The 26,794-nt window shown below is 62.8% G+C and carries 25 protein-coding genes; 10 read left to right on the top strand and 15 right to left on the bottom strand.

The window, feature by feature from the left end; translation table 11 throughout:
• Positions 1-97: 97 nt before the first annotated feature.
• Positions 98-1,855 (top strand): ABC transporter ATP-binding protein, encoded by a 1,758-nt coding sequence (locus tag I6E58_RS04240; RefSeq protein WP_374189189.1) that lies wholly within the window; start codon positions 98-100, stop codon positions 1,853-1,855.
• On the top strand, positions 1,852-3,657 hold the full coding sequence (locus I6E58_RS04245; RefSeq protein WP_197130720.1) for an ABC transporter ATP-binding protein: 1,806 nt from the start codon (positions 1,852-1,854) through the stop codon (positions 3,655-3,657). Before I6E58_RS04240 ends, I6E58_RS04245 begins: the two co-directional genes overlap by 4 nt.
• On the opposite strand, the gene I6E58_RS04250 is transcribed toward I6E58_RS04245, so the two are convergent.
• Both I6E58_RS04250 and I6E58_RS04255 read right to left on the bottom strand, forming a co-directional pair.
• Entirely contained in the window at positions 3,654-3,965 is a 312-nt protein-coding gene (locus I6E58_RS04250; protein ID WP_197130722.1) for an MGMT family protein, read from the bottom strand. The genes I6E58_RS04245 and I6E58_RS04250 overlap by 4 nt on opposite strands.
• 58 nt (positions 3,966-4,023) lie before the next feature.
• Positions 4,024-4,476, bottom strand: a complete 453-nt coding sequence (locus tag I6E58_RS04255) for a GNAT family N-acetyltransferase (protein WP_197130724.1) — start codon at positions 4,474-4,476, stop codon at positions 4,024-4,026.
• Positions 4,477-4,581: 105 nt separating this feature from the next.
• On the opposite strand from I6E58_RS04255, the gene I6E58_RS04260 reads away from it, so the two are divergent.
• From I6E58_RS04260 to I6E58_RS04275, 4 genes are all read left to right on the top strand, one after another.
• A complete protein-coding gene (locus tag I6E58_RS04260; protein ID WP_197130727.1) occupies positions 4,582-5,796 on the top strand; it encodes an NADP-dependent isocitrate dehydrogenase in 1,215 nt (404 codons plus the stop codon).
• Positions 5,797-6,008: 212 nt separating this feature from the next.
• Positions 6,009-6,860, top strand: a complete 852-nt coding sequence (locus tag I6E58_RS04265) for an NAD-dependent epimerase/dehydratase family protein (protein ID WP_197130730.1) — start codon at positions 6,009-6,011, stop codon at positions 6,858-6,860.
• A gap of 127 nt (positions 6,861-6,987) precedes the next feature.
• Positions 6,988-7,482, top strand: a complete 495-nt coding sequence (locus I6E58_RS04270; protein ID WP_197130733.1) for a pyridoxamine 5'-phosphate oxidase family protein — start codon at positions 6,988-6,990, stop codon at positions 7,480-7,482.
• Between the two features lie 39 nt (positions 7,483-7,521).
• A complete protein-coding gene (locus I6E58_RS04275; protein ID WP_197130736.1) occupies positions 7,522-8,400 on the top strand; it encodes a Rieske 2Fe-2S domain-containing protein in 879 nt (292 codons plus the stop codon).
• Here the strand turns inward: I6E58_RS04275 and I6E58_RS04280 are convergent.
• Positions 8,397-8,909, bottom strand: coding sequence for a DUF805 domain-containing protein (locus tag I6E58_RS04280; RefSeq protein WP_197130741.1), 513 nt, complete (start codon positions 8,907-8,909; stop codon positions 8,397-8,399). The genes I6E58_RS04275 and I6E58_RS04280 overlap by 4 nt on opposite strands.
• A 9-nt stretch (positions 8,910-8,918) precedes the next feature.
• The gene (locus I6E58_RS04285) at positions 8,919-9,749 is read right to left on the bottom strand and encodes a potassium channel family protein (protein ID WP_197130744.1); all 831 of its coding nucleotides are present in this window, start codon (positions 9,747-9,749) and stop codon (positions 8,919-8,921) included.
• A gap of 100 nt (positions 9,750-9,849) precedes the next feature.
• Between I6E58_RS04285 and I6E58_RS04290 the strand changes: the two genes are divergently transcribed.
• Positions 9,850-11,745, top strand: coding sequence for a heavy metal translocating P-type ATPase (locus I6E58_RS04290; RefSeq protein ID WP_197130747.1), 1,896 nt, complete (start codon positions 9,850-9,852; stop codon positions 11,743-11,745).
• On the opposite strand, the gene I6E58_RS04295 is transcribed toward I6E58_RS04290, so the two are convergent.
• The 9 genes from I6E58_RS04295 to I6E58_RS04335 form a co-directional block, all read right to left on the bottom strand.
• Positions 11,742-13,250 (bottom strand): FAD-dependent oxidoreductase, encoded by a 1,509-nt coding sequence (locus I6E58_RS04295; protein WP_197130751.1) that lies wholly within the window; start codon positions 13,248-13,250, stop codon positions 11,742-11,744. The two genes, I6E58_RS04290 and I6E58_RS04295, sit on opposite strands and share 4 nt — an antisense overlap.
• Positions 13,247-14,107 carry an FAD:protein FMN transferase gene (locus I6E58_RS04300; RefSeq protein WP_197130754.1) on the bottom strand — a complete coding sequence of 287 codons (861 nt, stop codon included), beginning with the start codon at positions 14,105-14,107 and terminating at the stop codon, positions 13,247-13,249. The genes I6E58_RS04295 and I6E58_RS04300 overlap by 4 nt, the downstream gene beginning before the upstream one ends.
• Complete coding sequence (locus tag I6E58_RS04305) at positions 14,091-14,543, bottom strand: FMN-binding protein (protein ID WP_197130757.1); 453 nt, start codon at positions 14,541-14,543, stop codon at positions 14,091-14,093. Before I6E58_RS04305 ends, I6E58_RS04300 begins: the two co-directional genes overlap by 17 nt.
• Before the next feature lie 80 nt (positions 14,544-14,623).
• Complete coding sequence (mnhG, locus tag I6E58_RS04310; protein ID WP_197130760.1) at positions 14,624-15,025, bottom strand: monovalent cation/H(+) antiporter subunit G; 402 nt, start codon at positions 15,023-15,025, stop codon at positions 14,624-14,626.
• Complete coding sequence (locus I6E58_RS04315) at positions 15,022-15,288, bottom strand: monovalent cation/H+ antiporter complex subunit F (protein WP_129072114.1); 267 nt, start codon at positions 15,286-15,288, stop codon at positions 15,022-15,024. Before I6E58_RS04315 ends, mnhG begins: the two co-directional genes overlap by 4 nt.
• A complete protein-coding gene (locus tag I6E58_RS04320) occupies positions 15,285-15,920 on the bottom strand; it encodes a Na+/H+ antiporter subunit E (protein ID WP_197130763.1) in 636 nt (211 codons plus the stop codon). Before I6E58_RS04320 ends, I6E58_RS04315 begins: the two co-directional genes overlap by 4 nt.
• Positions 15,917-17,473 carry a Na+/H+ antiporter subunit D gene (locus I6E58_RS04325; protein ID WP_129072112.1) on the bottom strand — a complete coding sequence of 519 codons (1,557 nt, stop codon included), beginning with the start codon at positions 17,471-17,473 and terminating at the stop codon, positions 15,917-15,919. Before I6E58_RS04325 ends, I6E58_RS04320 begins: the two co-directional genes overlap by 4 nt.
• On the bottom strand, positions 17,470-17,994 hold the full coding sequence (locus I6E58_RS04330; protein ID WP_197130765.1) for a Na(+)/H(+) antiporter subunit C: 525 nt from the start codon (positions 17,992-17,994) through the stop codon (positions 17,470-17,472). The genes I6E58_RS04325 and I6E58_RS04330 overlap by 4 nt, the downstream gene beginning before the upstream one ends.
• On the bottom strand, positions 17,991-20,903 hold the full coding sequence (locus I6E58_RS04335) for a Na+/H+ antiporter subunit A (protein WP_197130769.1): 2,913 nt from the start codon (positions 20,901-20,903) through the stop codon (positions 17,991-17,993). The genes I6E58_RS04330 and I6E58_RS04335 overlap by 4 nt, the downstream gene beginning before the upstream one ends.
• A gap of 273 nt (positions 20,904-21,176) precedes the next feature.
• Here I6E58_RS04335 and I6E58_RS04340 point away from each other — a divergent pair, with 273 nt between their 5' ends.
• Complete coding sequence (locus I6E58_RS04340) at positions 21,177-21,950, top strand: glucosamine-6-phosphate deaminase (RefSeq protein WP_197130772.1); 774 nt, start codon at positions 21,177-21,179, stop codon at positions 21,948-21,950.
• Positions 21,951-21,987: 37 nt separating this feature from the next.
• On the opposite strand, the gene purU is transcribed toward I6E58_RS04340, so the two are convergent.
• Entirely contained in the window at positions 21,988-22,842 is an 855-nt protein-coding gene (gene purU, locus I6E58_RS04345; RefSeq protein ID WP_197130775.1) for a formyltetrahydrofolate deformylase, read from the bottom strand.
• A gap of 40 nt (positions 22,843-22,882) precedes the next feature.
• On the opposite strand from purU, the gene I6E58_RS04350 reads away from it, so the two are divergent.
• Positions 22,883-24,139: an MFS transporter gene (locus I6E58_RS04350; RefSeq protein ID WP_197130778.1), complete on the top strand. Its 1,257-nt coding sequence runs from the start codon at positions 22,883-22,885 to the stop codon at positions 24,137-24,139.
• On the opposite strand, the gene nagA is transcribed toward I6E58_RS04350, so the two are convergent.
• Positions 24,075-25,256, bottom strand: a complete 1,182-nt coding sequence (gene nagA / locus I6E58_RS04355; RefSeq protein WP_197130781.1) for an N-acetylglucosamine-6-phosphate deacetylase — start codon at positions 25,254-25,256, stop codon at positions 24,075-24,077. The genes I6E58_RS04350 and nagA overlap by 65 nt on opposite strands.
• A 214-nt stretch (positions 25,257-25,470) precedes the next feature.
• Here nagA and glyA point away from each other — a divergent pair, with 214 nt between their 5' ends.
• Positions 25,471-26,754: a serine hydroxymethyltransferase gene (gene glyA / locus I6E58_RS04360; protein WP_197130784.1), complete on the top strand. Its 1,284-nt coding sequence runs from the start codon at positions 25,471-25,473 to the stop codon at positions 26,752-26,754.
• The last annotated feature ends 40 nt before the right edge of the window (positions 26,755-26,794 follow it).

Consider the following 26,794-nt stretch of genomic DNA (forward strand, 5'->3'; position numbering starts at 1 on the left):
CGACCCGCAGTAGTCACGATCATCGCTTGCGGTGATCCCTTTTCGTCAAGGAACCACGTTGTCTCACGAGTCTGTCCAGCCCCCGCGCGTTAAAGCCGTGGGCACCTTTGCGGCTATCCGCCGTTTATACCCCTACGCCAAACCGGCGATGCCCCATATCTACCTCGGAATGGCAGCGGCGCTAGCGGCTGGCATCGTGGCACTGCTGATCCCGCAGGTGCTGCGTTCGCTCGTGGACGGCCCGCTTCAATCGGGGGACTCCAGCGAGATCTGGCCCGCCTTCTTCATCGTTCTCGGGCTCGGTATCGTCGAAGCGATCATGATCGCACTGCGGCGGTATTTCGTACTCACGCCGGGCACCCACGTTGAGGCGCGCATGCGCAACACCCTCTACATGACTCTTCAGCACTTGCCGGTGAGCTTCCACGATCGTTGGCCGAGCGGCCAGCTGTTGTCGCGTGCCGTCAGCGACTTGAACCTCATCCGTCGCTGGCTGTCGTTCGGTCTGGTGCTGCTCGTGGTCAACGTGCTCACGATCATCGTGGGGCTGCTCTTCCTCGTGAATATCTCGTGGGTCCTCGGCGTGATCTTCATCGTCACCTCGATTCCGCTCTGGGTGTACGGCTACGTCTTTGAAAAGAAGTACTCGATTGTGGCTCGCCGCAGTCAAGACCAGACCGGTGACTTGGCAACGGCTGTCGAGGAGTCAGTTCACGGCATCCGTGTGCTGAAGGCTTTTGGTCGCGGCAAACATGCGCTCGTCGGATTCTCGGCTCAGGCTGAGAGCTTGCGCGGCACCGAGATCGAGAAGGCTCGTGCCATTGCAGGCATCTGGCTGTGGCTATTGCTCGTTCCCGATGTCATGTTCGCGCTCGGTCTGCTGGGCGGGGTCTGGCTTGTTGTCGAGGGAAATATTTCTGCTGGTGACTTGGTCGCGTTCTTTGCGACGGCGACCGTACTGCGCTTCCCCGTTGAGTCGATTGGCTTCCTGCTGTCGATGACGTTCGATGCGCGTACCGCTGCCGACCGTTTCTTTGAAGTGATGGACTCCGAAAACCCGATTACGGATCCTGACAACCCCGAAACGATTACGGAGAGCAAGGGGCACCTGAAGTTCACCAATGTGCACTTCCGCTATCCGGATTCGCCCGCGAACGTTCCCGACCTCGTGAACGGTGTCGACCTCAGCATCGAGCCCGGGGAGACGATGGCTCTTGTCGGTCTGACCGGATCGGGTAAATCGACGATCACCGCCCTCACCACACGGCTGTACGACGTGACCGGCGGTTCGATCAGCATCGACGGTGTCGACATCCGCAACCTCACGCTGCTTGAGTTGCGGCGGCACCTCGCCATGGCGTTCGAAGATGCCACCCTGTTCTCGTCGAGTGTGCGTGAAAACGTGCTGATGGGTCGCCCGGATTCAACCGAAGAACAACTGCGCGAAGCGCTCAGCATCGCTCAAGCCGACTTCGTATACGAACTGCCCAACGGTCTTGACACCCTCGTCGGGGAAGAAGGTCTGAGCCTCTCCGGTGGTCAGCGCCAGCGTCTCGCACTCGCTCGCGCCGTAGCGGCGAGGCCCGCGGTGCTCGTGCTCGACGACCCGCTGTCTGCACTCGATGTCGACACCGAAACCCTGGTTCAATCGGCACTGGGCAAGGTGTTGAGCTCCACCACGGCGCTCATCGTCGCTCATCGACCATCGACGGTGATGCTCGCCGACCGTGTTGCTCTTCTCCAAGACGGCAAGGTCACCGCCGTCGGAAAACACTCTGATCTGCTGGCAACCAGCGACCACTACCGGTATGTCATATCCAGTCTCGAAGAGGAAGAACAGGAGGTCAGCTCATGAGCGTGATGGGAACCTCCGGCGAAGAGCGTAACGACTACACCAAAGATGAAAGCCGCCAGATTCGCCAGCGATCGCTGCGACTGCTCGGCTCGCTGATCGCACCCCTGCGAGCCCGCGTTATTCTCACGATGATCGTTGTCGTCGTGAGCACTGCAGCTCAGGTTGCAGGCCCCGCGCTGATCGCGTTCGGTATCGACAACGCTCTGCCCGCGCTCATTGATGGCAACGCGCTACCGCTTGGGCTGACAGTGGGGGCCTATCTCCTCACGGGCATCGCTGGCGCCTCCATGATCGCCTGGTACACCGTGCTCAGTGCCCGCGTGAGTCAAGCGATTCTGTTCGATCTGCGCAAGCGAGTCTTCTTGCACACTCAGCGCTTGAGCCTCGAATTCCACGAGAGCTACACCTCGGGCCGCATCATCGCGCGCCAAACGAGTGACCTCGATGCGATTCGTGAACTGCTCGACTCGGGTATCAACCAGCTCGTTCAAGGTGCGCTCTACATGGGGTTCATCGCGATCGCCATGTTCTCGCTCGACTGGGTCAGCGGAGTCATTCTGTTCTGTGCCCTTGTGCCGCTGGCTTTCTTGACCCGCTGGTTCCAAGTGCGGTCGCAATTGCACTTCCGCGCGACGCGTACTGCCTCCGCGAAGCTGATCGTGCAGTTCGTTGAAACCATGACCGGCATCCGTGCCGTGAAGGCGTTCCGCAAAGAGGAGCGCAACCGCGAAGAGTTCGGTGGGCTCGTCGAGAACTACCGGGATGCCAACGCCCGCGTCATTCAACTGTTCGGAATCTTCGACCCGGGTCTCGTTCTCATCGGAAACGTTGCCCTCGCGATGATTCTGCTCGTGGGCGGTCTGCGCGTCTCCACCGGTGATCTTGCGATCGGCGCCCTGCTGGGTGCGCTGCTGTATGCCCGCCAGTTCTTCGCTCCGGCGCAAGAGATGGCAATGTTCTACAACTCGTACCAGTCCGCTGCGGCGGCCCTCGAAAAGATCTCGGGAGTGCTCGAAGAGCGCCCGACGGTGGCCGACCCCACGACTCCGATCGACCTGCGTAAGGCCAAGGGAACCGTGACGTTCGATGGTGTGGAGTTTGCTTACAACTCGGAGAAGGTGATTCTGCCGAAGTTCGATCTTGAGCTGCCGGCCGGTCAGACCGTCGCGATGGTGGGAACCACCGGGGCCGGCAAGTCGACGCTCGCCAAGCTGATCTCGCGGTTCTACGATCCCAGCCAGGGAACGGTACTGCTCGACGGCGTAGACCTCCGCAAGCTGCATCCGAAAGATTTGCGGCGCGCGATCGTGATGGTCACGCAAGAGGCGTACCTGTTCTCGGGAAACGTGGCCGACAACATCGCGCTCGGCAAGCCCGATGCCACTCGCGAAGAGATCATCAATGCAGCCAAAGCGGTGGGCGCGCACGAGTTCATTGAGGCACTGCCCAACGGCTACGACACCGACGTGAACAAGCGCGGTGGCCGCGTGAGTGCCGGACAACGACAGCTGCTGTCGTTCGCTCGCGCGTTCATCGCCGACCCTGTCGTGCTGATTCTGGATGAGGCAACCGCGTCGCTCGACATTCCGAGTGAGCGTCTCGTGCAGGCTGGCCTGCAAACGCTGCTCGCCGATCGCACCGCTGTCATCATCGCGCACCGTCTTTCGACGGTCGCGATCGCTGACCGCGTGCTCGTGATGGAACACGGCCGCGTCATCGAAGACGGTACGCCGCAGGAACTCATTTCGGGCTCCGGCAAGTTCGCGCAATTGCACGCTGCGTGGCGTAACTCGCTCGTTTAGGGCCGGTGTCGCGCCAGCCTCAGGTTGACGCGATACCCGCCGTCGGGCATCCATTTCAGCGGCGTTGATTCGGCCTCGTAGCGTTTGAGCGCCTGGTCTTCGTGGGCAAGGGGTGGATGCCCGCCCGAACGGATGACGCGCCACCACGCCACCTCAGAACCGTAGCGGGCCATCACGGTGCCGACGGCGCGCGCGGCTCTCGAGCCGATCGTGGCAGCGACCTCGCCGTAGGTCATCACACGCCCGGGCGGAATCGACCCGACAACTTCGAGCACGCGGCTCACGAAATCGTCGCTGGGGGCGGGCATGGTGAGCGTCGAGTTAGCGAGCGGGGGCGCGCAAGAGGTACAGCGGAGAAGTCACGCTCTAGAGCGTGTACTCGCCGAGCTTCTCGCCGTACTGGGTTTCGCCGACGATTTGAAAGCCCACTTTGAGGAAGAACTGCTCGGGGCCGTCGTCGCCCTCTTCCCAAATGGCGGTGATGCGGTCGAAGCCACGGCTGCGGGCTTCTTCGGCAAGAGCTTTGACGGCGAAGCGGCCGATTCCACCACCCTGGGCGTCGCCGGCGACGTTCACGCGCCAGATGCAGCTGCGGAATTCTTCTTGCGACGCTTCGGCATCGAAGTTGCCACGGATAAAGCCCACGACGGTGTCGCCGTCGAGCACAACACGGGGCCACGACGTGAGCGGATCGATGTAGGCGTCCGCAATCGCGTAGGAGGGCGGAGTGACGAACTGCTCCTGCCCGCGTCGAAGCGAGAGGTTGTTGGCAGCCACGATGGTGCTTGCCGATAATTCTTCAAGTCTTAGCTCACCCATGGATACAGGCTAACCCGCAGTAGACAGATGCGCCAAGGTATCTCGATGTCGAGATAGTTAGGAAAAAGAGTAAGCTGGTGGAGGCCACTAACTAAGGAGCAAAGCTTGTCCAAGATCAAGGTAGAAGGCACCGTCGTCGAACTCGACGGCGACGAAATGACGCGAATCATTTGGCAGCGGATCAAGGACACCCTGATCCACCCGTACATCGACGTTAACCTCGAGTACTACGACCTCGGCATCGAAAGCCGCGACGCAACAGACGACCAGATCACCATCGATGCGGCTCACGCCATCCAGAAGCATGGTGTTGGCGTTAAGTGCGCAACCATTACCCCCGACGAAGCCCGCGTTGAAGAATTCGGCCTCAAGAAGATGTGGCGCAGCCCTAACGGCACCATCCGCAACATCCTTGGTGGCGTTATCTTCCGTGAGCCGATCATTATCTCGAACATCCCGCGTCTGGTTCCGGGCTGGAACAAGCCGATCATCATCGGTCGTCACGCCTTCGGTGACCAGTACCGCGCCACCGACTTCCGCTTCAAGGGCAAGGGAAAGCTGACCGTGGAGTTCGCTCCCGAAGACGGCTCCGAGCCCATGAAGTTTGAGGTCTACGACTCCCCGGGTGATGGAATCGCTCAGGTGCAGTACAACCTCGACGACTCGATCGTGGACTTCGCTCGTGCCAGCCTCAACTACGGCCTCACGCGCAACTACCCCGTGTACCTCTCGACGAAGAACACGATCCTCAAGGCCTACGACGGTCGCTTCAAGGACATCTTCGAAGAGATCTTCCAGACCGAGTTCAAGGACAAGTTCGAAGCAGCGGGCCTCACCTACGAGCACCGCCTCATCGATGACATGGTCGCTTCGGCCATGAAGTGGGAGGGCGGCTACGTCTGGGCCTGCAAGAACTACGACGGCGACGTTCAGTCCGACACCGTAGCTCAGGGCTTCGGCTCGCTCGGCCTCATGACCTCCGTTCTGGCCACGCCAGACGGAAAGGTTGTTGAGGCAGAGGCCGCTCACGGAACCGTGACGCGTCACTACCGCCAGCACCAGCAGGGCAAGCCCACCTCCACGAACCCGATCGCATCGATCTACGCGTGGACCCGTGGACTCGCTCACCGCGGCGTGCTCGACAACAACCAGGAACTCATCGAATTCGCTTCGACCCTGGAAGATGTCGTCATCAAGAGCGTCGAGGCCGGTCACATGACCAAGGACCTCGCACTGCTCGTCGGACCGGACCAGAAGTGGGAAACCACCGAAGAGTTCCTCGACACGCTCGACAAGAACCTCGCCACGCGCCTCGCATAATCTGCGTCTCGCGCGGTAACTGACTGGCTCGCGCCACGACGTTCCACGAAGGGCCCGAAAGCTTCGGCTTTCGGGCCCTTTTGCGTGTGCGCCCTCGCAGGAAAGTCACCACCTCGCTCACTACGCTGGGGCGGCGGGTGATGGCAGGTGCTCGCTCGTGAGGACCGCGAGAGCGCGACAGCCTGCCACGCGTGCATCGTGAGGAGACAACAGTGACCGTCGTCATAGCCGGATGTGGTGACCTTGGTATCGAGGCAGGGCTCCGCTTTGCGGCGCTGGGGCATTCTGTAGTGGGCCTACGGCGCTCGATCGAGAAGTTGCCACCCGAAATCGCTGGGCAAGCGGTCGACTTGTCTGCGCGGATACCGGTTCTTCCCTCCGATACCAGCATCGTCGTAATTGCGGTCAGCCCCGATCAGCGCACGCGCGAGGGCTATCGCGCGACCTACGTCGACAGCGTGCGGAACATCGCCGCTGCTATCGAGCGAGACTGCGCTGCTGCACCGAGAGTTATTTATGTCTCCTCGACTGCCGTCTACGGAGTTAGCGATGGCTCTTGGGTCGATGAATCGACTCCGGCGACGCCGTCGACGGAGACAGCGACCGTGTTGCGGGAAGCTGAAGAGTTGTTGCTCGAGAGCGTCGCCAATTCGACGGTTCTTCGCTTGGCGGGAATCTACGGGCCGGGTCGCACCCGACAGATCGACCGCATCCGTGCCGGCGACGAAACGGTGGCATCCGCCCCTTACTTCACCAATCTGATCCATCGGGATGACGCTGCAGCGGCCATCGTGCACCTTGCGACGATGGCCCTCTCGCCCGCCAGCATCTATGTCGGCGTAGATGATGAGCCGGCCGATCAGCGCGAGGTTATCGAGTTTCTCGCTCGCAGTATCGAGCAACCGATTCCGCTCGAACGTGCAGGCGGTGTCACCGATGGCAGGGGCCGCGGTAAGCGCTGTCGCAATGCGCTCCTGAAAAGTACAGGCTTCTCGTTTGCTTATCCGAGCTACCGCGAAGGGTATGCGGCAGTGCTTGCGGGGGAAGGCACTCGTCATCGTTGACGTCGTTCACTGAGTGAGCGTCTTGGTTCTCATCTAACGTTCGGCTAGCACTCGGCCAGTGTTGAGGATCGCTCCCTAGCGTCGAAGCGCAGCACAACTGCGCAACCGTCGACGAATTGGAGACACAATGTCATCTCACAGCCACGCAACAGCAGACCAGCTCGACACCATCCGCTCCATCATGAAGAGCACTCGCATCGCGATGCTGACCACGGTCGCCGCGAGCGGTTCTCTGCACAGTCACCCCATGACAGTGCAAGAAGCTGACTTCGACGGAGACTGCTGGTTCCTTGCCTCCGACACCGCGGATGCCGTCCAGCAGCTTCAGGCCCACCCTCGCGTTAACGTCTCCTACTCGGGCTCCTCGCAGTGGCTGTCGCTCGCCGGCACCGCCGAAGTCGTGCGCGATCAGGCGAAGAAGTCGGAGCTGTGGGGTTCGTTCACCGACGTGTGGTTTGAGGGCGGCGAGACCGACCCCTCGGTCGTTCTGATTCACGTCAAGGGCGAATCGGCCCAGTACTGGCAGAGCCCGGGCAAGGTCGCGACTCTTGTCGGTGTCGTCGCCGCGAAGGTGACGGGGGATGAGCCCAAGACTGGGTCCTCCGAATCCGTGACCGTCTAACTTTTTCGATAAGCACCCACACAGAGGGACGAGGAACTGATGAAACGACTTCCCGTATTGCGAAACGTTGACCGCCTCGAAGAGGCCACCTCGCTCGACCCTGCGGTTGAGAAGACCCGGGGAATCGTGGAGACAGTTCTTCGCCCTCGGTGGTTGCGAGATGTGCTGAACGGAGTGCCGCTCGGGCACCCCGTTCATCCGTTGGGCGTTCATGTCCCACTCGGAGCATGGATTTCGGCCGGCGTGCTCGACGCTGTGCCTGGCACCGAACAGGCATCGCGTGCTCTCGTCGGCGTGGGAGTGCTGGGAGCGAGTGGCACGGCAGTCGCGGGCTTTGCGGACTGGTCGCAGCTGGACGAGAAACAGCAGCGCGTGGGCATCGTGCATGCCGCGGTCAATATCGTGGCCACGGGTTTCTTTGCGGCATCCTTCGTGCAGCGTTCGCGCGGAAAGCACACGAGCGGCAAAGTGCTGAGCTATGCCGGGCTTGCGATTGCCTCGGGCGGCGGCTACCTCGGTGGGCACCTGACCTATCGGCAGGCCGCGGGCGTCAGTCACGCGCCGGATGTCGAAGCCACCTTCCCGAGCGGCTGGCAGCAGCTGGCACCGCTCACTGACTTGCCCGAGGGCGCTCTCGAGAAGCGTGTCGTTGCCGACACCGAAGTAGTGGTCTTCCGTCGGGGTGAGCGGGTCTCGGTGCTCTCGAACACGTGCAGCCATCTCGGGGCTGAGCTTCACGATGGCTACGTCGTCGAGGACGATTCCGCTCCGGGCGGCGCGTGTGTGGAATGCCCCTGGCATCAGAGTGCGTTCTCGCTCGATACAGGCGAGGTCATCCACGGTCCAGCGACGAGTCCGCAGCCGCGCTTTGAGAGCCGCGTCGTCGACGGCACGGTCGAGATTCGGTTGCCGCGCTAGTCGAACCGAATGCCCTGAGGGTCTGAACTGCGCAGAGCGAGCCCGAGCACGACGATCGCTCCGAAGGGGAAGAGGGCGAGAAATGCCCACCCACCCGAGAGGTCCGAGTCGTGCAGGCGGCGTACGCAGATCGCGATGGCGGGGATCGCAGTGAGCAGTACCCAGCCTCCTGCGATAAAGGCGAGGGCCACGAGCACCGGCGAATTGGCCGTCGTCTCGCCACTCCAGCTCGCGAGGCTCAGGGACGGATAGACGAACGACCCGAAGGGCCCGAAAGAAAGTTCACCCGCTAAGGGCCGCCCCGCGATCGCGAGTGGTGCCACGACCTGCAACACGGTGATCACGACGATGTTCACGAGCATCCACCACCAGTATTCGCTGCGACTGGCGCGACCGCGCATCCGGAACGAACGATCGAAGAATCGTCGCATCGCCGCCCGCAGCGACGCACCGGGGAGCGGAGCACTCTCCGGGTCGATCGTAGGTGGTGCCAGCGGGGCGAAGGTCATGCCCACAGCTTAGGTGAGAGGTTGTCGCTTTGGAAGGGATGCTGGCTCCGTGGCAGAGCTGCTGCTGGCTGCGACGGGAGCCGAGTCAGCAGGGAGGGTCGGAGCCGGGGTTCCCGACGATGCGGCCATCTGAGTCGCGTGCTCGAGGAGTACTTGCTTGAGCTCGGACACCTGCTCCGTGAGATCTTTCACTTCGCGACGGGTGGCAACGTGCGAGAGTTCGTCTTGGGCGGCGACCCGTTCCACGATCCACGAAGCGAGCGTCGCGGTCACAACACCGAGCAGGGCAATGCCGGCCACCATTACTCCACCGGCAATCACGCGGCCGAGCGTGGTGGCGGGGTAGATATCTCCGTAGCCGACCGTGGTGATCGTAACGAAGGCCCACCAGATGCCGTCGCCCAGATTGGTGATCTGGCTGCCCGTGATGCTGCGCTCGGTATCCAGAATGGCGAGCCCGGCCACGAAGACGAGTAGCAGCGACGAGCCGACGGCATAGGTGAGAACGCCGCCGCGCACAGCGGTTCCGGCGCGACGCTGCAGAACGTTCAAGAGAGTGACTAAACGCAGCAGGCGCAGCGGGCGCAGCATGGGCAACACGACAACAAAGAGATCGAAGATGTGCTTGCGGAACCAGAACCAGCGGTGTTCAGCGAGAACGAGATTCACGGCGTAGTCGACCACAAAAACGACCCACGTGACGGCGATAATGACTTCGGCAATCAGCATCGGAACACCGTCGAGGTTCGCGATGACTTCCCACGCGTAGGCGATCAAGAAAATCACAGCGGCGACAGTGAGAGGGATGTCCATGATCTGTTGCCAGCGCCGTTGAGTCATACAACGAGCCTAGCGAGGCATAGCAAGCCGACAGTGCGCTGCTGCTTAGGCGAGCCTGTGCTGGCTGGCCGGATGCCGCCAACAAGAGTAGAACGAAGGTATGGCTCCTACTCGCTCCGTGACTCTGCGCTCAGCGGTGCGCCGCTACCCGCTCGTGGCACTCACGGTCGTGGTCGGCGTCGTCGGGTTAGCGTTGAACTGGACTCCAGCATCCGCCGTCGTGCCTTGGTTGCTGTCGCTGTATGCGCTCGCCGTGGCGGCACGCGAAGCGGTGTCGATGGTGCGCAAACTTCTGAAGCGCGAGTTCGGGCTCGATGTGTTGGCGGTCACCGCGATCGTAGCGACGGTAGTAGTTGGCGAGTATTGGGCGAGCATTGTGATCGTGCTGATGCTCACCGGTGGTGAAGCGCTGGAAGATTTTGCGGCCGGGCGAGCGAAGCGCGAGTTGAATGCGCTGCTGGGTCGCGTTCCGCAAACGGCGCATCAGGTGACGACTGCCGGCGACATCATCGACGTGCCCGCTACCGAGGTTGCCGTAGGGGATCGTCTCGTGGTGCGGCCTTCGGAGATCGTGCCGGTGGATGCCGTGCTGGTATCCGCCGCGACATCCGTCGACGAATCGTCGCTCACCGGCGAGAGCATGCCCGTGGAGAAAGTGACAGGAGACCTGCTCTTGAGCGGGTCGGTGAATGGGCCAGAAGCTGTCACGGTGCAGGCGAGTGCTCGAGCATCCGACAGCCAGTACCAACGCATTGTGCAGCTCGTCACCGAGGCAGCGGCGAGCAAAGCGCCCATTGTGCGGTTGGCTGATCGCTATGCGGTGCCCTTCACGCTCGTGTCGATTGGCTTGGCCGCGATCGCCTGGTGGATCTCGGGCGACCCCGTGCGGTTCGCTGAAGTGCTTGTGGTGGCGACCCCGTGTCCGCTGCTGATCGCGGCTCCGGTGGCGTTTATGGCCGGGATGTCGAGCGCTTCGACCTACGGGGTCGTCGTGAAGAACGCCGGAACCCTCGAGGTTTTGGCCCGAGCAAAGACCGTGGTTTTCGACAAGACAGGCACGCTCACGAGCGGTCGGCCGGTTGTTGTCGACGTTCGGCCCGAAGGCGCGCTCACGGCCGATGAATTGCTGGCTCTCGTGGCGGCGGCGGAGCAGTACTCCTCGCACGTGCTTGCAGCCTCCTTGGTCGATGCGGCGAGGCAGCGCTCTCTCGACCTGCCCGAGGTGTCGGATGCTCGCGAAGTTGCCACCCACGGTGTGCAAGCCCGCGTCGGCAGCCAACTTGTGACCGTCGGTAAGCCCGCGTTCGTCGCCGAGCAGGCACCCGGGCTGACCCGGATCGACCTGGCAAGCGGCGAAGCCGCCGTGTACGTGGGCGTCGATGACCAGTACGCCGGCGCGATCGTGATGCGGGATGCCGTGCGACCCGAAGCGCAACGAACGCTCACGGAGTTGGGTCAGTTGGGCATCCAGAACACCCTGATGCTGACGGGTGATGTGGAGGAGACTGCCCGCAAGGTGGCCGATGAACTGCACATCAGCGAAGTGCACGCCGAGTGCCTGCCCGAAGACAAGGTACGACTCGTGCATGCGACAACGCCGCAACCCGTCGTGATGGTCGGCGATGGCGTGAACGATGCGCCCGTGTTGGGTGCTGCCGATGTCGGGATTGCGATGGGCGCGAAGGGCTCGACGGCGGCAAGCGAATCGGCCGACGTAGTGATCCTCGTCGATGACCTTCACCGGGTGGTGTCGGCAGTGCAGGTCAGCCAGCGCACCGTGCAGATTGCTCTGCAGAGCATCTGGATCGGTATCGCGATCAGCATTGGGCTCATGCTCTTCGCCATGACCGGAGCGCTGCCCGCCGTGGTGGGCGCCGCGCTGCAGGAGGTCGTTGATCTCGTCGCCATTCTCAACGCGTTGCGCGCGCTAAGTCTGAAGCGTCGGTTGAGGAGCACGCCGAGCAGCGCTCCGGACCGCGCACGGGCGTCGAGCTAGTAGCCCGAGAAGTAGTCGGTGTGGATGCGGCGGGCACCGTTTGCTCGCAGAGTCGACTTGAGGTCGTTGACGAGCGCGGGCGGGCCCGAGAGGTAAGCACGGCGGTCGGCCAGATCGGGCACGAGCGCGGAGAGAGCGTCGCTGTTCAGGCGGCCCTCGCTGCCGAGCACCCAGCCCGCAGGCAACGCGGCGGCTGATTGCGGCCCGAAGACGATCACGCGCACTCCCGCCTCGACGAAGAGCCCGCTGAACGGCAAAGTTTCGGTGCTTGAGGTCGCATAGATCAGCACGATGTCGCGTTCTTCGTCGTGCAGATGGGAGTGCGCGATCTGGCTCGCGAAGGGGGTGACGCCGATGCCGCCCGCAACGAGCAAGAGCGGTTCGGTGGTCTTTCGGGGGAGTACGAAGTCGCCCCAGATTCCGGTGCCGTTCACATCGGCACCCCGCGGCAGCGCGAGCAGAGCGTTCTTGAAGCTGCTGGTCCTGTCAGAAACGGTGAACGTAACGGAGACAGTGGCGCCGGCATCCGGGGCCGAGGAGATGGTGAAGTAGCGCCGCGCTCCCCGCTGGTCGGGCGAGGGGTGCGGCAACGAGAGCTCAATGTATTGACCCGCTCGGAACGAGAGGGGGCGGTGCGGGGCAAAGGTGAGTTCCCACGTTCCGGGGGCGATTTCTTCTGTCTCCGTGAGCGTCATCCGGATGGTGCGTCGCTGAGTGAACGCGAAGGCGACAAGGTTGCCGATGAGGAGCGCCAAGAGAGGGTCGCTGTAGAGGCTACCGACTGAGAAAGGGATCGCGAACAGGAGTGCGACGAGGACGGCCAGGCTCAGACGTTGCCAGCGTCGCGGCGGCAGGGTGAGAGGTTCGCTCAGCATGAAGCCGGCAAAGAAGATCATTTGGGATGACAGGAACGTGAAGCTCAGCGCCTCGGTGAGGTCGCCGCCGTTGGCGAGAGTGAGTGCGATGCGGATGCTCGCCGCCACGACCACGAAGGTGAGCCCGAGATCGAGGCGTTGCGTGCGGTACAGGATGAGGAACGCGGCGACCAGAATGACGGGTTGCAACCAGGGGGTTCCGATCCACCAAGTCGGAAAACCGAGCGGAACGAAGATGAAAACATACGCGCCCAGAGCAGCGGGGTTGAAGATATGGCGCCCGCGGAATGCAATGAGAAACTTGGATGCCGCCGCGATCGTTGAGGCGAGGGCGATCGCGAGCAGCCCACTGAGCTGCAGGCTCGGCGCCATGATGAAAAACACCAGCAGGCCCGTGATGAGCGACGACTCGAGGTGCGCTCGCTGGCGCACGATGCGAGCGCCGAGCCAGCTGGCGCCGTAGCTAAACGCGACGGCAATCGGCAGGCTCGCGAGCAGTGCGAAAGGATCGGGCGAGATCAGGCCGCCAAAGGCGAGCGCGATCGACACAACAGCCAGTCCGGCAAGACTGCCGAGCACGAGCTTGTACATAGCGATCGCGCCGAGAGTTCGATCGAGCCAACGTGTCATAGAAATACTTCTCCGGGGAGGTGTGCCGAGTGCTCGACTCGGCCGGTTGAGTGCATCCGCACCCACTGAAAATCGAACTCGGCTTCGAGCTCAGCGGGATCGGCAAAGAAAAGTGCGGTGGCGAGGCCGTCGGCTTCGAGGGCAGTGGGGGCGATGGCCCAGGTCGCGATAATGCGGTCGGTCGGCTGCCCGGTGCGGGCATCCAGAATGTGGTGCAGCCCGGCCCAGGCTCGACGGTTGGGGGCTGAGGCGCAGATCGCTTCGTTGCTCACCGTCACGACACCGATGGCCTTGCTGGAGTCGAGCGGATGCTCGAGCGCGACCCGCAGGTCGCCAGCGCCGCGATGCAGAATATCTCCGCTCGCATCCACCGTGCTGGTCGTGACGCCGTGCTCGGCGAGCACCCCGCCCACGAGATCGACGAGGTAGCCCTTGCCGGCGGCACCTACATCGAGCACGGCGGGGGTGAACGTGGTGAGAGCGCTTCCGTTCCAACTGATGGCTTCGTGCCACTCGGGCACCCGCGTGCGGGTGGTGGCGGGCTGTAGCGAGTAGGTGCGGTCGTAGCCGAGCTCTTCTAGAGCACGGCCGACGAGAGGGCTCATGGCGCCGGCGGTGGCGTCATAGAGACGACGGTAAAGCTCGAACAGCGGGGGAGCATCCGCGGGAAAAGTGTAGGTGCCGGGAGTGCGGGCAATCGCTCGCACAAGGGAGTCATCGCGAAAGCGCGAATAGGTGCGGTCAAACAGCTCGATTCGTTGCGCGATGGCAGTCTCAACGACAGAGCCGAGCGGCTCTGCGGTGTCGATCTGCCAGGGCGCACCGATGGCATCAAACTGTTTACTGGGCGAGGGCATCCGCCTTGATCGCGTCGACGGCGTTGTTGAAGCCGCCGCTCGTGAGGGAGGAACCGGCTACCTTGTCGACGGAAAGCTCATCGATGTTCTTGCCCACGACTTCAGCCGCGATTCCGTCGATGAACTCGCCCTGAAACTGGATGGAGTTCGGGTTCTCGCCATAGCCCACGACGGTGACGTCGGTGATGGTATCGCTGGCGAGCGTGAGGGTAACATCCACTTTTTCTGGGCCGTTGGGGGAGGTATAGTCGCCCGACTCCGTGTAGGTACCGTCGGCGTACTCAGTGCCGGTCGCGGCCGCATCGGGGGCGGTGGTATCCGTCGAACCGGAGTCGGTACTGCTGGTCGCCGGCGACGAGCAGGCGGAGAGTGCACCCACGAGGGTGACACCGGCAAAGAGGGCTAGGGCGATCTTGTTGTCGGTGAGGTTGCGCATGGGGCTCCCAGAGGTTGGCGAATGTTCAGTATGCCCGAGCAACCCTGACGAGAAGCTGGTGTTTCACGATGTTTGCTGTCTCACGTGGCCGCAGCGTCAGCGCCGTCAGTCTCGCCGTCGGCATCCTCAAGTTCGGGCGCGGCGTCAATGGCCTGTTCGAGCTCGTCGACGAGCAGCGAATTGGGCGCGATGATTCCACCCCGGTAGCCGGCACGAGCGATCATGTGGGCCGAGACGGGGGCGGTGATCATCTGAAAAATGAGCAGAAAGATCAGGAGCAGAATCGTCGAGAGCTGGCGTTCCTGCAGGGCGATGGCCAAGAGAATGAAGGCCAAGCCCAGAATTTGGGGTTTGGTCGTCGCATGGAGGCGTGCGATCGCATCCGGAAAACGCAGCAGGCCAACCCCGGCGGCGGCGGAGAGAAATCCGCCGAGCAGCAGGAAGATACCGGTGAGGATGTCGAGCACAGTGTCGAGAGTCATGAGTTTGTTCTCCTCGACACGTACCGGGCCACGACAACTGAGCCGAGGAACGCCGTGGTCGCCAGCACGAGCATGGCGGGCAGACTGCGGGTGTGGCCGTTGTACACCATCTCCGCTCCGAGCCCACAGATGATCGTCGTGAGAAGCATGTCGGAGGCGATCATACGGTCGAGAATCGAGGGGCCGCGGATGATGCGATAGAGCGCCAGCAGCGCTGCGAACAGCAGCATCAGACCGACGGCGATGAAGACCCATTCGTTCATCGGGTGGCCTCCGTCTCGTTAATGCGGGCAAGGTCGTCGGTGGATCCGATGGCGCGAACAATGCGAGCTTCCACTACGAGTACGTGGGCACGCATCTTCTCAACGTCGGCAGCCGTGGTCGTGTCGAAGGTGTGGAAGTACAGGATGGCGCGCTCGCGATCTACTTCGATAACGATCGATCCGGGCACCAGCGACATGGCGATCGCGTCGAGGGTCATGACGAAGTCGGAGCGAGTGCGCAGCTGAACGGCAATGACCGAGGAGGTGGGGATCGGTCGCGGGTTGAGGGCTTGGAACGCGACAGTGAACGACGCCAGCGTCACGTCGGCGATGAAGTAGGCCAGAAAGACGAACGAGTACCAGAGATTCAGACGCCCCGAGATGTCAGCCGGAGGCAGATACAGCACCCGCGTGACGAGAATCGCCACGATGAAGCCCGTGAGCAGATTCAGCCAGGAGAACTGTCCCCAGAGAACGGCCCAGAGTACGACGAGCCCGAGCAGCAATGGCAATTGCTGCCAGACACGCCCGCGCACCTCGGAGCGAGAGACGGCGGGTTCGGATGCGGTTTCGGATGCGCTGGCCCCGCTGGTTGTGCTGGCGGGCGTAGGCGCATTCTCGGCGGCGCTCATTCGAGACCTCCCGGGAAGACGGTGTTCACGTAGTACGCGGGGCCATCGATGTTTTCTCCGGCGTTGGCGCTCAGGTCAAAGAGCGGGGTCGCGAATATCGTGAGGGCGACGCTGACCGCGACCATCGCTACTGTCGCGCCGACCATGATGCGGGGCGTCGTGCGCGTCGTGGCAACAGCGGTAGTGCTCTCGTTCTCGGTCGCCATTGCCGGCGGGTTTTCGTAGTCGGCGACCTCTTCCGCGTCACGCCAGAAGACCATGCTCCAGGCGCGGGCGAGGGCATACAGCGTGAGCAGCGAGACGGCCGCACCGCAGCCGATGAGCACCCACGCGAGCGTGGAACCGTTGTTCGCTCCGGCTTCGAACAGTGCCAGTTTGCCAAGGAATCCGGAGAACGGTGGGATGCCGCCGAGGTTCAGCAGAGGGATGAAGAACAACACCGCTATGAGGGGACTGGCCTTGAGCATCCCGCCCAGCCTATTGATACCGGTGGTGCCACCCTGGCGTTCGACGAGCCCCGTCGCCAAGAAGAGGGTGGTCTGAACGATGATGTGGTGAACGATGTAATACGTCGCTGCGGCAAGGCCCGCAGCGGTATCGATGCCGATGCCGAACAACATGAAGCCGATATGGCTGATGAGCGTGAACGACAGCAGTCGTTTGATGTCGGATTGCGCGACCGCTCCTAAAATTCCGATCACCATCGTGAGCGCCGCCACGATCAGCAACACGGTGTTGAGCTCGCCATCCGGGAAGATGATCATTTCGGTGCGGATGATCGCGTACACGCCGACTTTGGTGAGCAACCCGGCGAACACCGCGGTGACCGGCGCTGGCGCCATCGGGTATGAGTCAGGCAGCCAGAACGACAGCGGGAAGACGGCGCCTTTGATGCCAAACCCGATCAGGAGCATGACGTGCAGAACCAGTTGAACGTCGGCCGGCAGCTCGGCAAGGCGAACCGTCAGCTGAGCGATGTTCACGGTGCCGGTCGCGCCGTAAATCATCGCGATAGCCGCCAAGAAAATGGCGGAGGAGACCAAGCTGACGACGATGTACACCGTGCCGGCGCGGATGCGTGGCTCGGTGCCGCCGAGCGTAATAAGCACGTAGCTTGCTACCAGCAGAATTTCGAAGCTCACGTAAAGGTTGAACAGGTCCCCGGCGACGAAAGCGTTGAAGACGCCGGTGGCGAGGATGAGGTAGGTCGGGTAGTAGATAGAGACCGGGGTTTCGCGGTCACCGTCGGCGAGACCCTGCCCCACAGAGAACACCAAAACGGCCAAGAGCACCGCGGCGGAGACCACGATCATTAGCGCCGAAAGTCGGTCGACGACGAGCACGATCCCATAGGGCGCGGGCCAGCCACCGACTTCGACGGCGATAGCGCCATTGGTGTTGACGGCCACGAGCAGTGCAGCACCGATCACGAGAACGGCGCTGAGCACGCTCACCGTGATGAACGTCTGAACGCGCGGACGTTTCGCTTGGGTCAGGGCTGCTGCTGCGCCGAGCAAGGGCAGCAGAACGACCAGAGTGGTTAGTGCGCTCATGCGTCTGCCTCCTTCTTGTCGATTTCCTGCTGGCGGCGTTCTGCCGCGAGGCTCTCTTGCTCTTCGCGCTGCTCTTGTTCACGCAGGTCTACCGCGGTGGAAATGGCAGCCGCGGCCCGGGTTCCGAACTCGGTGTCGTCAGCCGCGACGTCACGATCGTTAGTGACCGAGCTGCGGCGGCGGCCCATCGCGAGGTCTTCAGTGTCGTCGTAAACCACATCCGCATTGGCCAAGCGCCAGGAGCGATAAATCAGAGCGAGCAAGAACGCAGATACACCGAAGGTGATCACGATCGCAGTGAGGATGAAAGCTTGCGGCAGTGGATCTGCCGTTGCCGCGTCTTCACCAAAGAACGCCGCAGCGCCGGAAGGGCCGGACATGATGAGGATCAGCAGATTGGTGGCATTGCCCACAAGCAAGAATCCCAGTAGAACGCGCGTCATGCTGCGTTCGAGCAGGAGGTAGACGCCGACCGAGTAGAGCACGACCATGATGACGACGAGGGTGAGCGAGGCGTTCATATGGTGCTTCCGCTCTCGAGGCTTTCAGAGGACTCTTCGCGCTGACGGTCGATTTCGGCGCCCAGACTGCGGAGAACGTCCAGCACCATTCCGATGACAACGAGATACACCCCGATGTCGAAGATGGTGGATGTGGAGAACTCCACGTGACCAAGCACGGGGATGGTGGTCTCGAAGAACGTGGAGGTGAGAGCATCCGCCCCCAGCAGGAGCGGTACAGTCGCGGTGCCCGCAGCGAGCACGAGGCCAACGCCCAAGACTCGGCCGGCATCGAAGGGAGCTGCAGCACCGAGTTCATAGCGCCCACCGGCGAGGTAGCGACCGGCCAAGGCAAGCCCGGCCACCAGTCCCGCAGCGAACCCGCCGCCGGGCAGGTTGTGGCCGGCGAACAAGAGGTAGAGCGACAGCACGACCAGAGGGTGGAAGAGCAGGCGAATGACCACCTCGAGAAGGATCGACCGGTTCTCGGGGGCCAGCTTGCGACCGGCGAGCAACCAGGCGTTGCGCGTGGAAGGGTCTTGTACGCCCGGAACATAGCCGGAAGAGACAATTTCCCGCGACGGCTTGAGGCGCACGCGGATTGTTCCGCGGGCGCGAGCCTCAGAGACGCGGGGCAGGTTGTCGGTGCGGCTGCGCAAGAACACGAGGCTCGCGACGCCGGTTGCTGCCGCCACGATCACCGACAGTTCACCGAGGGTGTCCCAGCCGCGAATGTCGACGAGCACGACGTTGACGACGTTGCTGCCGTGACCAATGTCGTAGGCCAACTGGGGGAGTGCCTCGGAGATCGGGGTTGCGCTTCGCGCGCTAAGTGCCACGACCGCGACGACGCCCATCAGGAGCCCGACCGAGATGCCGACGGCCGCGCGCAGAACCCGGCGCGAGCTGCCGTGGGCTTTGCCGAGGCGGGCAGGCAAGCGGCGAAGCACCAACACGAAGGCGATGAGCGTGACGGTCTCAACCAGAACCTGAGTAAGCGCGATGTCGGGGGCGCCGTGGAACGCGAACAGCGCCGCCATTCCGTAGCCGACCACTCCAACGAGAACCGCCGCTTGGAAGCGCTTCTTGGCCGCGACGAGTGCAATCGCTGCAACGATCATGAGGGTACCGACGGCGAGTTGGGCTGGACTATCAAAGAGGCGGATGGAGTCGGGCCACGTGCGATTCAACGCCAGCGCGCTGCCCACCGAACCCACCATCACGAGCAGGATGACGGTGAGGTAGAACGGCAGCGAACCGCGCTGGGTGGTTGCCGTTACTCGTAGCGAAACGCGGTCGAGCGTGCGCAGCGTGGAACGGTACAGCTTGTTCGAGTCGACGAGGGCGGGTACCCGCGACTGAAGTGCGAAAACCTGCGTGCGCGCCCAAAACAGTGCGAGGCCGCCGAGGAGTGTGGCGGCAGAGATAAAGAAGGCGGCATCGAAGCCGTGCCAAAGCTTGAGAGAGTACTCGTAGCCCTCCGAGGGGAATTGCTGCGAATAGCCCTCGAGCACGGTTCCCACAGCACCAAAGAGAGGTGCGAGAACAAGGCCACTGGCCGCGAGAATGGCTGGGGATGACAAGAACCACACGTTCTCGTGCAGCGGGCGTACGGTTTCGACACCGTCTTTGCTGGCGAATGCGCCCCACAGAAAGCGGGCGCTGTAGGCGACCGTCAGGGTAGAACCCACGGCGACGCCGACGATGGCTATCCAGCCCAGCGCCGATCCCGCAGTTGCGCTCTCGAGGAAGCCAGCCAGCACGGACTCTTTCGCCACGAACCCTGCGGTGAAAGGGACTCCGGCCATTGATGCTGTGGCGATGATGGCAATGATGGTGAGGAATGGTGCTTCGCGGCCAAGCCCGCTGAGCTTGGTGAGGTCACGGGTGCCGACTCGGTGGTCGATAAGGCCGACGGTCAAGAACAGTGCCGATTTGAAGAGGGCATGTGCCAGAAGCAACGCGACTCCGGCAAGAGCCGCGGTTCGCGTGCCGAAACTGACGACCGTGAGCAAGAACCCGAGCTGGCTGACGGTGCCATAGGCAAGCAGAAGTTTGAGGTCGACCTGGGTGAGTGCGCGCCATCCGCCGACCAGCATGGTGAAGACACCGAGCCCGAGCAGCAGCGGTTGCCAGCCGGGGGTCTGAGCAAAACCGGGAGCCAGCCGCGCGATGAGGTAGATGCCAGCCTGCACCATCGCCGCAGCGTGCAGATAGGCGCTGACCGGAGTCGGGGCGGCCATGGCCGAGGGCAGCCAGAACTGGAACGGAACGATCGCCGACTTACTGATCGCGCCGACGAGAATCAGCATGATTGCGATCGTCACGACGGTTCCCTCGGGCGCAAGATCAACGAGGCGAGCCAAGCTGGCGGTGCCGGTGCGCTCGGCGAGCATCACGAGCCCGACCAGCATCACGAGGCCACCGGCGGTGGTGACGATCAGAGCTTGCATCGCCGCAATGCGGCTCGCGAGGCGACCGGTGTAGTGACCGATGAGCAGGAACGAGAACACCGTCGTTGCTTCCCACAGGATGAAGAGCAGATAGACGTTGTCGGCGATCACGAGGCCATACATTGTGCCCGTAAAAGCGAGGAAGACAGCCGCAAACCGACCGAGCCCGGCTTCGTCGGCAGCGAAGTATTTGATGCAGTACAGCATTACAAGCGTGCCCACGCCGGTGACGACGAGGGAGAGCAACCACGAAAGGGTGTCGACGCGAAAACTCAAATCGAGGTTCAGCTGCGAGATCCAGGGGATGGTTTCTGTCGGAGGGGTGCCCGCGAGAACGGCAGGAGTCTGCAGCAGGGTGAAGATAAATGCCGCTGCGGGAATGATCGCCGTGACGAAGAAGACGCGAACGCCCCAGCGGCGAGTGAGCGCGGGGACCACGAGAGAAACGGCCGCAAAGGCGCCGAGCAGCACGATCACGAGGCTCGCCGTTTCGAGCGGGGGCTGGAACCTTGCGGATTCAGGGCAGTTCTCCCTCAGGATGCTCGATCTGGTGGTCGAGTGTTGCCGCGCCGCCAGAGCGAATGGCGTTGCAGCAGATTGGCGAGATGGTCAGTGTCTTCGTCGCTGACATTCTACCGGACGGATATCTGGGGTAGCGGTGACGATGTCTCCGCTCACGCTCACGAGCTGCACAAAGACCACTTCCTGTTTTCTCACGCCGATCGCGGCAGTGGTTCTAAGGTCGATGACATGGCAGAAGTAGTGATCGTCGAGTCGGCAGAGGCAGCGGGCGAGGTCGCGGCCGACCTCATCGAGGCGCTCGTGCGCCAGACTCCGGATGCCGTACTCGGCCTAGCAACCGGGTCGACGCCCTTAACAACGTGGGCTGCGCTCGCGGCTCGTGCCCTCGACCTCTCTGCTGTGCGGGGGTTTGCCCTCGATGAATATGTCGGATTGCCTGCCGGGCATCCCGAAAGCTACCGCTCGGTGATCACCCGCGAAGTCGTTGAGCCGCTCGGCTTGACGCCGGAGCTCGTGCAGGTGCCGGCCGAGAGCGGCCCGATCGAAACTGCGGGGGATGACTACGAGCGCGCAATTATCGCGGCTGGTGGTGTTGACCTGCAGATTCTCGGAATCGGCTCGACGGGCCACATCGGCTTCAACGAGCCGGGATCCTCGTTCGCGTCACTCACCCGCGTGAAGACCCTCACGCAGCAGACGCGACTCGACAACGCGCGTTTTTTCGATTCGCCCGACGACGTGCCCATGCACTGCATCACGCAGGGGCTCGGCACCATCCAGCGTGCGGGGCACCTCGTCTTGCTCGCGTTTGGCGAAGTGAAGGCGGCGGCGCTCGCGGGAGCGGTCGAGGGGCCGGTGACGGCGAGCCTGCCGGGATCGGCAATTCAGCTGCACTCCACCGTCACGGTCATTGTGGACGAGGCTGCGGCATCCGAACTGAAGTACGCCGACTACTACCGCTACGCCTGGGAGAACCGCCTCGACTGGGAACGGCTGGGCTAAGCGCGACTGACGCTAACTAGCGCAAGACTGCGGCTAGCTAGCGAAAGATGATCGTGCGCGCCCCATCGAGCAGCACACGATCTTCGGCGAACCACTTCACGGCTTGCGTGAGGGTGCGGCTTTCTTCGTCTTGACCGATCGACATGAGTTCGCTTGACGTGCTGGCGTGGTCGACGCGCACGACGTTTTGCTCGATGATCGGGCCCTCGTCGAGGTCGCTCGTCACAAAATGAGCCGTGGCACCGATGAGCTTCACGCCGCGCGCGTGAGCCTGCTTGTAGGGGTTTGCACCCTTGAAGCCGGGCAAGAAGGAGTGGTGGATGTTGATGATCTTGCCGCTCAACTGTTCGCACAGTTCGGGGGAGAGGATCTGCATGTAGCGCGCCAGCACCACGAGTTCGATGTCGTGTTCTTCGACGACCTCGAGGACGCGGTCTTCGAAGGCCAGCTTCTGGCCGGGCGTCGTGACCGCGTGCGACTCGAACGGCACTTCGTAGAACTCGGCGAGTGAACCGAGATTGGGGTGATTGCTCATGATCAGCGGCAGATCAATCGGCAACTGGCCTGCACGCTGACGGTAGAGAAGGTCGTTGACGCAGTGTCCGGCCTTGGATGCCAATACGAGGGTACGCAGCGGGCGCCCCACCACATCGAGTTGCCATTCCATCGTGTACCGCTCGGTCACGGGGGTGAGAGCGTGCTCGAAAACCTCGCGCGGAGCATCCGACTGCACCTGCAAGCGCATGAAGAAGCGGCCGGTGTCGTCGCTGGAAAATTGCTGCGACTCGGTGATATTGCCACCAGCCTCAACGATGGCGCCACTGATGGCGTGAACGATGCCGGGCTTGTCGTCACAAGTGAGGGTTACGATCCAGTGCGTTGAGGTGGTCACTGATTTAGCGTACCGGTGCTGACGGTAGAGTTAGTCAAACATGAGCACGTCACGCATTCCTTCAGCTTCTCCGTCCGCTCAGGCTTTTCCGTGGGCTGGCCTCTTTACGCTCTCCGCATTGATTTTCACCTCGGTCACCAGCGAGTGGCTGCCGACAGGACTGCTCCCGGAGATAGCCGCCGAATTGTCGGTATCCGAATCGCAGGTCGGCCTGCTGATCACCATCTTCGCGGCCACCGTCGTGATCTCTACGGCACCTCTCGCTGCCCTCACGCGTAATCAGCCGCGCAAGAAGCTCGTCATCATCGTGCTGATTGTCTTTGTGATCGGCAACCTGCTGGCGGCCGTGGCGCCCAACTATGCGGTGCTCGTGATCGCGCGAATAATCGGCGGGCTCTCGCACGGTCTGTTCTGGGCTGTGGTTGGTGCCTACTCGGCCCACCTCGTTCCGCCCCATCAGGTCGGCCGCGCCGTTGCCGTGACAAGCGCGGGCGCTACTGCCGCCTTCGTGCTCGGAGTGCCCGTGGGTACCGCTCTCGGTCACGCTCTCGGCTGGCGCCTGGCCTTTGTCGTCATTGCGATCATCATCGCGGCCCTCACCATCATGGTTGTACGAATCCTGCCACCGGTGAACCACCAGCACCCTCTCGCCACCGGCGAAATCTCGATCCCGCTGCGCAAAGATCGCTCGGTTCCCGGCGTGATTTACGTGTGCATCCTCGTCGCGTTGGCGATGCTCGGCCACAACCTCTTCTACACGTACATCGTTCCGTACCTCATTGGCCCAGCCGGAATCGACAGTGGCGCCGTTGCCGGCGTTCTCCTGATTTTCGGAGCAGCCGGAGCCGTTGGCCTCGCATTGGCGGGCATGCTCGTTGATCGTTTCCCGCGCAGCATCATCCCCGTCACCGTCGCGCTCGTTGCGATCTGCGCGGCGCTCCTCGGCATGTTCCCGGCCGAACCCGCCATCATGTTCACCGTCATCGTGGTGTGGGGCATCGCCTTCGGCGGAGTCCCCGCCATGATGCAAACGCGACTCCTGCAGCTGGCCTCACCGCGCATGCGCGATGTTGGCTCGGCGTACCTGACCACCTCGTTCAACGTCGGTATCGGTGGTGGAGCGCTCGTAGGCGGCATCCTCCTCGACGAGTACGGCGTGATTTCGTTGCCCTACGTTGACGCCGGCATTCTGGGCGTCGCCGTAGTGTTCGCGATTGTCGGTGGCGAACTACTCAGGCGTCGGGATGCTCGATCAGCGGCAATTCGACGCCAGCAGCCCACACCGCCCGCACCCTAAAGTCGCGATCGAGCAGCACAGCGTCAGCGGCGAATCCGGGAGCCAGCGAACCCAGATCGCCCTCGCGGCCCACAGCGCGGGCGGGAACCGCGGTAGCCGCGGCAACCGCCTGGGGCACGCTCAATCCCACGTCGGTGATGGCGCGGCGCACTGCGGCATCCATCGTGAGGGTTGAACCGGCAATGACGCCGCTGTCGCTCAAACGGGCAACGCCGTCGGTCACGATGACGTTGAGCGAACCCAACTCGTACTGGCCGTCGCCAGCGCAGGCCGCCGCCATGGCATCGGTCACGAGCGCAATACGGCCGGGGGCCGAGGCGAACAGCATGTTCACGACATTCGGATGCACGTGAACGCCGTCGTTGATGACTTCGAGCGTGACACCCGGTGCTTGGAATGCTGCGGCCACGGGGCCGGGTGCCCGGTGGTGAATCTCGCGCATCGCGTTGAACGCGTGCGTCAGGATGCTCGCGCCGGCCTCGAATGCTGCACGAGTCTCGGCGTAGGTGGCGGCGGTGTGCCCGACGGCCACGCGAACTCCGGCGGCTACGAAGGCCGCGATTGCGTCGCTGCCGCGGGCAAGTTCCGGTGCAAGCGTGATCTGGCGCAGCGTGCCGTCGGCGGCCTTGAGGAGTTGGTCGATTTCGGCTGCGGTAGGAGACCGCAGAACGGCGGGATCGTGCGCGCCCCGAAATTCCTGATCGATAAAGGGGCCCTCAAGGTGGCTGCCCAGAATAAGCGGGTCGTGGCGGGCCAACTCGGCGACGGTCGCAAGATTCGCGAGTAATTTTTCGGGCGAGGCGCTGATGAGTGAAATGACCGACCGTGTTGTGCCGTGGCTGCGGTGCGCGGTGAGCGCCTGAGCGATCGCAGCGGGACCGTCGTCGAAGGCCGCTCCTGCTGCTCCATGCGAGTGGATGTCGATGAACCCCGGCGTGAGATAGTCGCCGCCAGCATCAGTAACCTCAGTCGCAGCATCCGCCCGGGAACGCCACGAGTCGCCGGTGCCGGTGCCCGCCACGAGAGTTCCTTCGAAGCCGACCCACGCATCCTGCTGCGAAACACCGTCGCTGACGAGCGTCGCGGAGTGGATGAGGCGGGTAAACATGGGGTCCATTCGGGGAGGTGGGAGCGCTCTACTCTGAACGTTGCGCGCCGCTGAGGTAGTCCAAAGTCTGACAGAAATAGGGGTTTTCTCAAGGGTGCTTTAGACCACTTGGGGTGTAGTCATTGTTCCGCGCCCGCGGAAAGTCGTGGGGTATCCACTGCGCGGCTCCAGCCTTCAGGCGGTATCTTGGAAGTATCCACCACCTGTCGCAAGGAGATCATCTGTGTCCTCGTTCCTTTCGCCTCTTTCTGAGGTAGACCCCGAGATCGCTGCGGTGCTCGCTCAAGAGCTCGACCGCCAGCGCAATACGCTTGAGATGATCGCGAGTGAGAACTTTGTTCCGCGCGCTGTTCTCGAGGCGCAGGGCTCGGTTCTCACGAACAAGTACGCCGAGGGTTACCCAGGGCGTCGCTATTACGGTGGATGCGAATTTGTTGACGTCGCAGAGAAGCTCGCTATCGAGCGCGCCAAGAGCCTCTTCGGTTCGGCGTACGCGAACGTTCAACCTCACTCGGGAGCCTCCGCCAACGCGGCAGTGCTGTCGGCAATCGCGCAGCCCGGCGACCGCATCCTCGGTCTCTCGCTCGATCACGGCGGGCACCTCACGCACGGTATGCGTTTGAACTTCTCCGGCAAGCTCTACGAAGCTCACGCGTATGGCGTGAACGAAGAGACCGGCGTTCTGGACATGGCGGATGTTCGTGCCAAGGCCCTCGAGGTTAAGCCTCACGTCATCATTGCCGGTTGGTCTGCCTACTCGCGTCAGCTCGACTTCGCCGAGTTCCGCTCAATCGCGGATGAAGTTGGCGCCGTTCTCTGGGTCGACATGGCTCACTTTGCTGGTCTCGTTGCTGCTGGCCTGCACCCGAACCCCGTTCCTTTTGCGGATGTCGTGTCGTCGACCGTGCACAAGACCATCGGTGGTCCGCGCTCGGGCTTCATCCTCACCAACAACGTTGATATCGCGAAGAAGATCAACTCCAACGTGTTCCCCGGTCAGCAGGGTGGACCGCTCATGCACGTGATCGCCGCCAAGGCGACCGCGTTCATGCTCGCGGCATCCGACGACTTCAAGGACCGCCAGGAGCGCACCCTTCGTGGTGCGAAGCTTCTCGCTGAGCGTCTTGTGCAAGACGACATGACCTCGCTCGGCGTTGACGTTCTCACGGGCGGCACCGACGTACACCTCGTGCTCGTTGACCTGCGCAAGTCGGAGATCAACGGTCAAGAGGGTGAAGACCTGCTGCATTCGGTGGGTATCACCGTGAACCGCAACTCGGTTCCCGCTGACCCCCGCCCGCCCATGACCACCTCCGGACTGCGCATCGGTACGCCGGCGCTCGCCACGCGTGGTTTCGGCGACGCCGAGTTCACCGAGGTTGCCGACATCATTGCCGAGGCTCTCAAGCCCGGTGCTGACACCGCAGCGCTTAGCGCCCGCGTTCGCGCGCTCGCCGACGCCTTCCCGCTCTACGAAGGTCTCGAAAGCCCCGGTAGCTGGGCCTAAAGAACCCTGAACCGGGCTGAAACAGCCTGACGCCAAAGAC

Origin of the sequence: Salinibacterium sp. SWN1162 (assembly GCF_015864675.1) — a bacterium.
In the GTDB taxonomy this organism is placed as follows: Bacteria; Actinomycetota; Actinomycetes; order Actinomycetales; family Microbacteriaceae; genus Rhodoglobus.

Bases quoted from the DNA above. Each gene is read 5' to 3' on its own strand.
- I6E58_RS04320 (WP_197130763.1), bottom strand. From the start codon at position 15,920: ATGAGCGCCGCCGAGAATGCGCCTACGCCCGCCAGCACAACCAGCGGG.
- mnhG (WP_197130760.1), bottom strand. From the start codon at position 15,025: ATGACTCTCGACACTGTGCTCGACATCCTCACCGGTATCTTCCTGCTG.
- I6E58_RS04285 (WP_197130744.1), bottom strand. From the start codon at position 9,749: ATGACTCAACGGCGCTGGCAACAGATCATGGACATCCCTCTCACTGTC.
- I6E58_RS04330 (WP_197130765.1), bottom strand. From the start codon at position 17,994: ATGAACGCCTCGCTCACCCTCGTCGTCATCATGGTCGTGCTCTACTCG.
- I6E58_RS04250 (WP_197130722.1), bottom strand. From the start codon at position 3,965: ATGCCCGCCCCCAGCGACGATTTCGTGAGCCGCGTGCTCGAAGTTGTC.
- I6E58_RS04290 (WP_197130747.1), top strand. From the start codon at position 9,850: ATGGCTCCTACTCGCTCCGTGACTCTGCGCTCAGCGGTGCGCCGCTAC.
- I6E58_RS04255 (WP_197130724.1), bottom strand. From the start codon at position 4,476: ATGGGTGAGCTAAGACTTGAAGAATTATCGGCAAGCACCATCGTGGCT.
- I6E58_RS04270 (WP_197130733.1), top strand. From the start codon at position 6,988: ATGTCATCTCACAGCCACGCAACAGCAGACCAGCTCGACACCATCCGC.
- I6E58_RS04275 (WP_197130736.1), top strand. From the start codon at position 7,522: ATGAAACGACTTCCCGTATTGCGAAACGTTGACCGCCTCGAAGAGGCC.
- I6E58_RS04315 (WP_129072114.1), bottom strand. From the start codon at position 15,288: ATGAACGAATGGGTCTTCATCGCCGTCGGTCTGATGCTGCTGTTCGCA.
- I6E58_RS04305 (WP_197130757.1), bottom strand. From the start codon at position 14,543: ATGCGCAACCTCACCGACAACAAGATCGCCCTAGCCCTCTTTGCCGGT.
- I6E58_RS04280 (WP_197130741.1), bottom strand. From the start codon at position 8,909: ATGACCTTCGCCCCGCTGGCACCACCTACGATCGACCCGGAGAGTGCT.
- I6E58_RS04340 (WP_197130772.1), top strand. From the start codon at position 21,177: ATGGCAGAAGTAGTGATCGTCGAGTCGGCAGAGGCAGCGGGCGAGGTC.
- I6E58_RS04295 (WP_197130751.1), bottom strand. From the start codon at position 13,250: ATGACACGTTGGCTCGATCGAACTCTCGGCGCGATCGCTATGTACAAG.
- I6E58_RS04245 (WP_197130720.1), top strand. From the start codon at position 1,852: ATGAGCGTGATGGGAACCTCCGGCGAAGAGCGTAACGACTACACCAAA.
- I6E58_RS04300 (WP_197130754.1), bottom strand. From the start codon at position 14,107: ATGCCCTCGCCCAGTAAACAGTTTGATGCCATCGGTGCGCCCTGGCAG.
- I6E58_RS04325 (WP_129072112.1), bottom strand. From the start codon at position 17,473: ATGAGCGCACTAACCACTCTGGTCGTTCTGCTGCCCTTGCTCGGCGCA.
- nagA (WP_197130781.1), bottom strand. From the start codon at position 25,256: ATGGACCCCATGTTTACCCGCCTCATCCACTCCGCGACGCTCGTCAGC.
- I6E58_RS04350 (WP_197130778.1), top strand. From the start codon at position 22,883: ATGAGCACGTCACGCATTCCTTCAGCTTCTCCGTCCGCTCAGGCTTTT.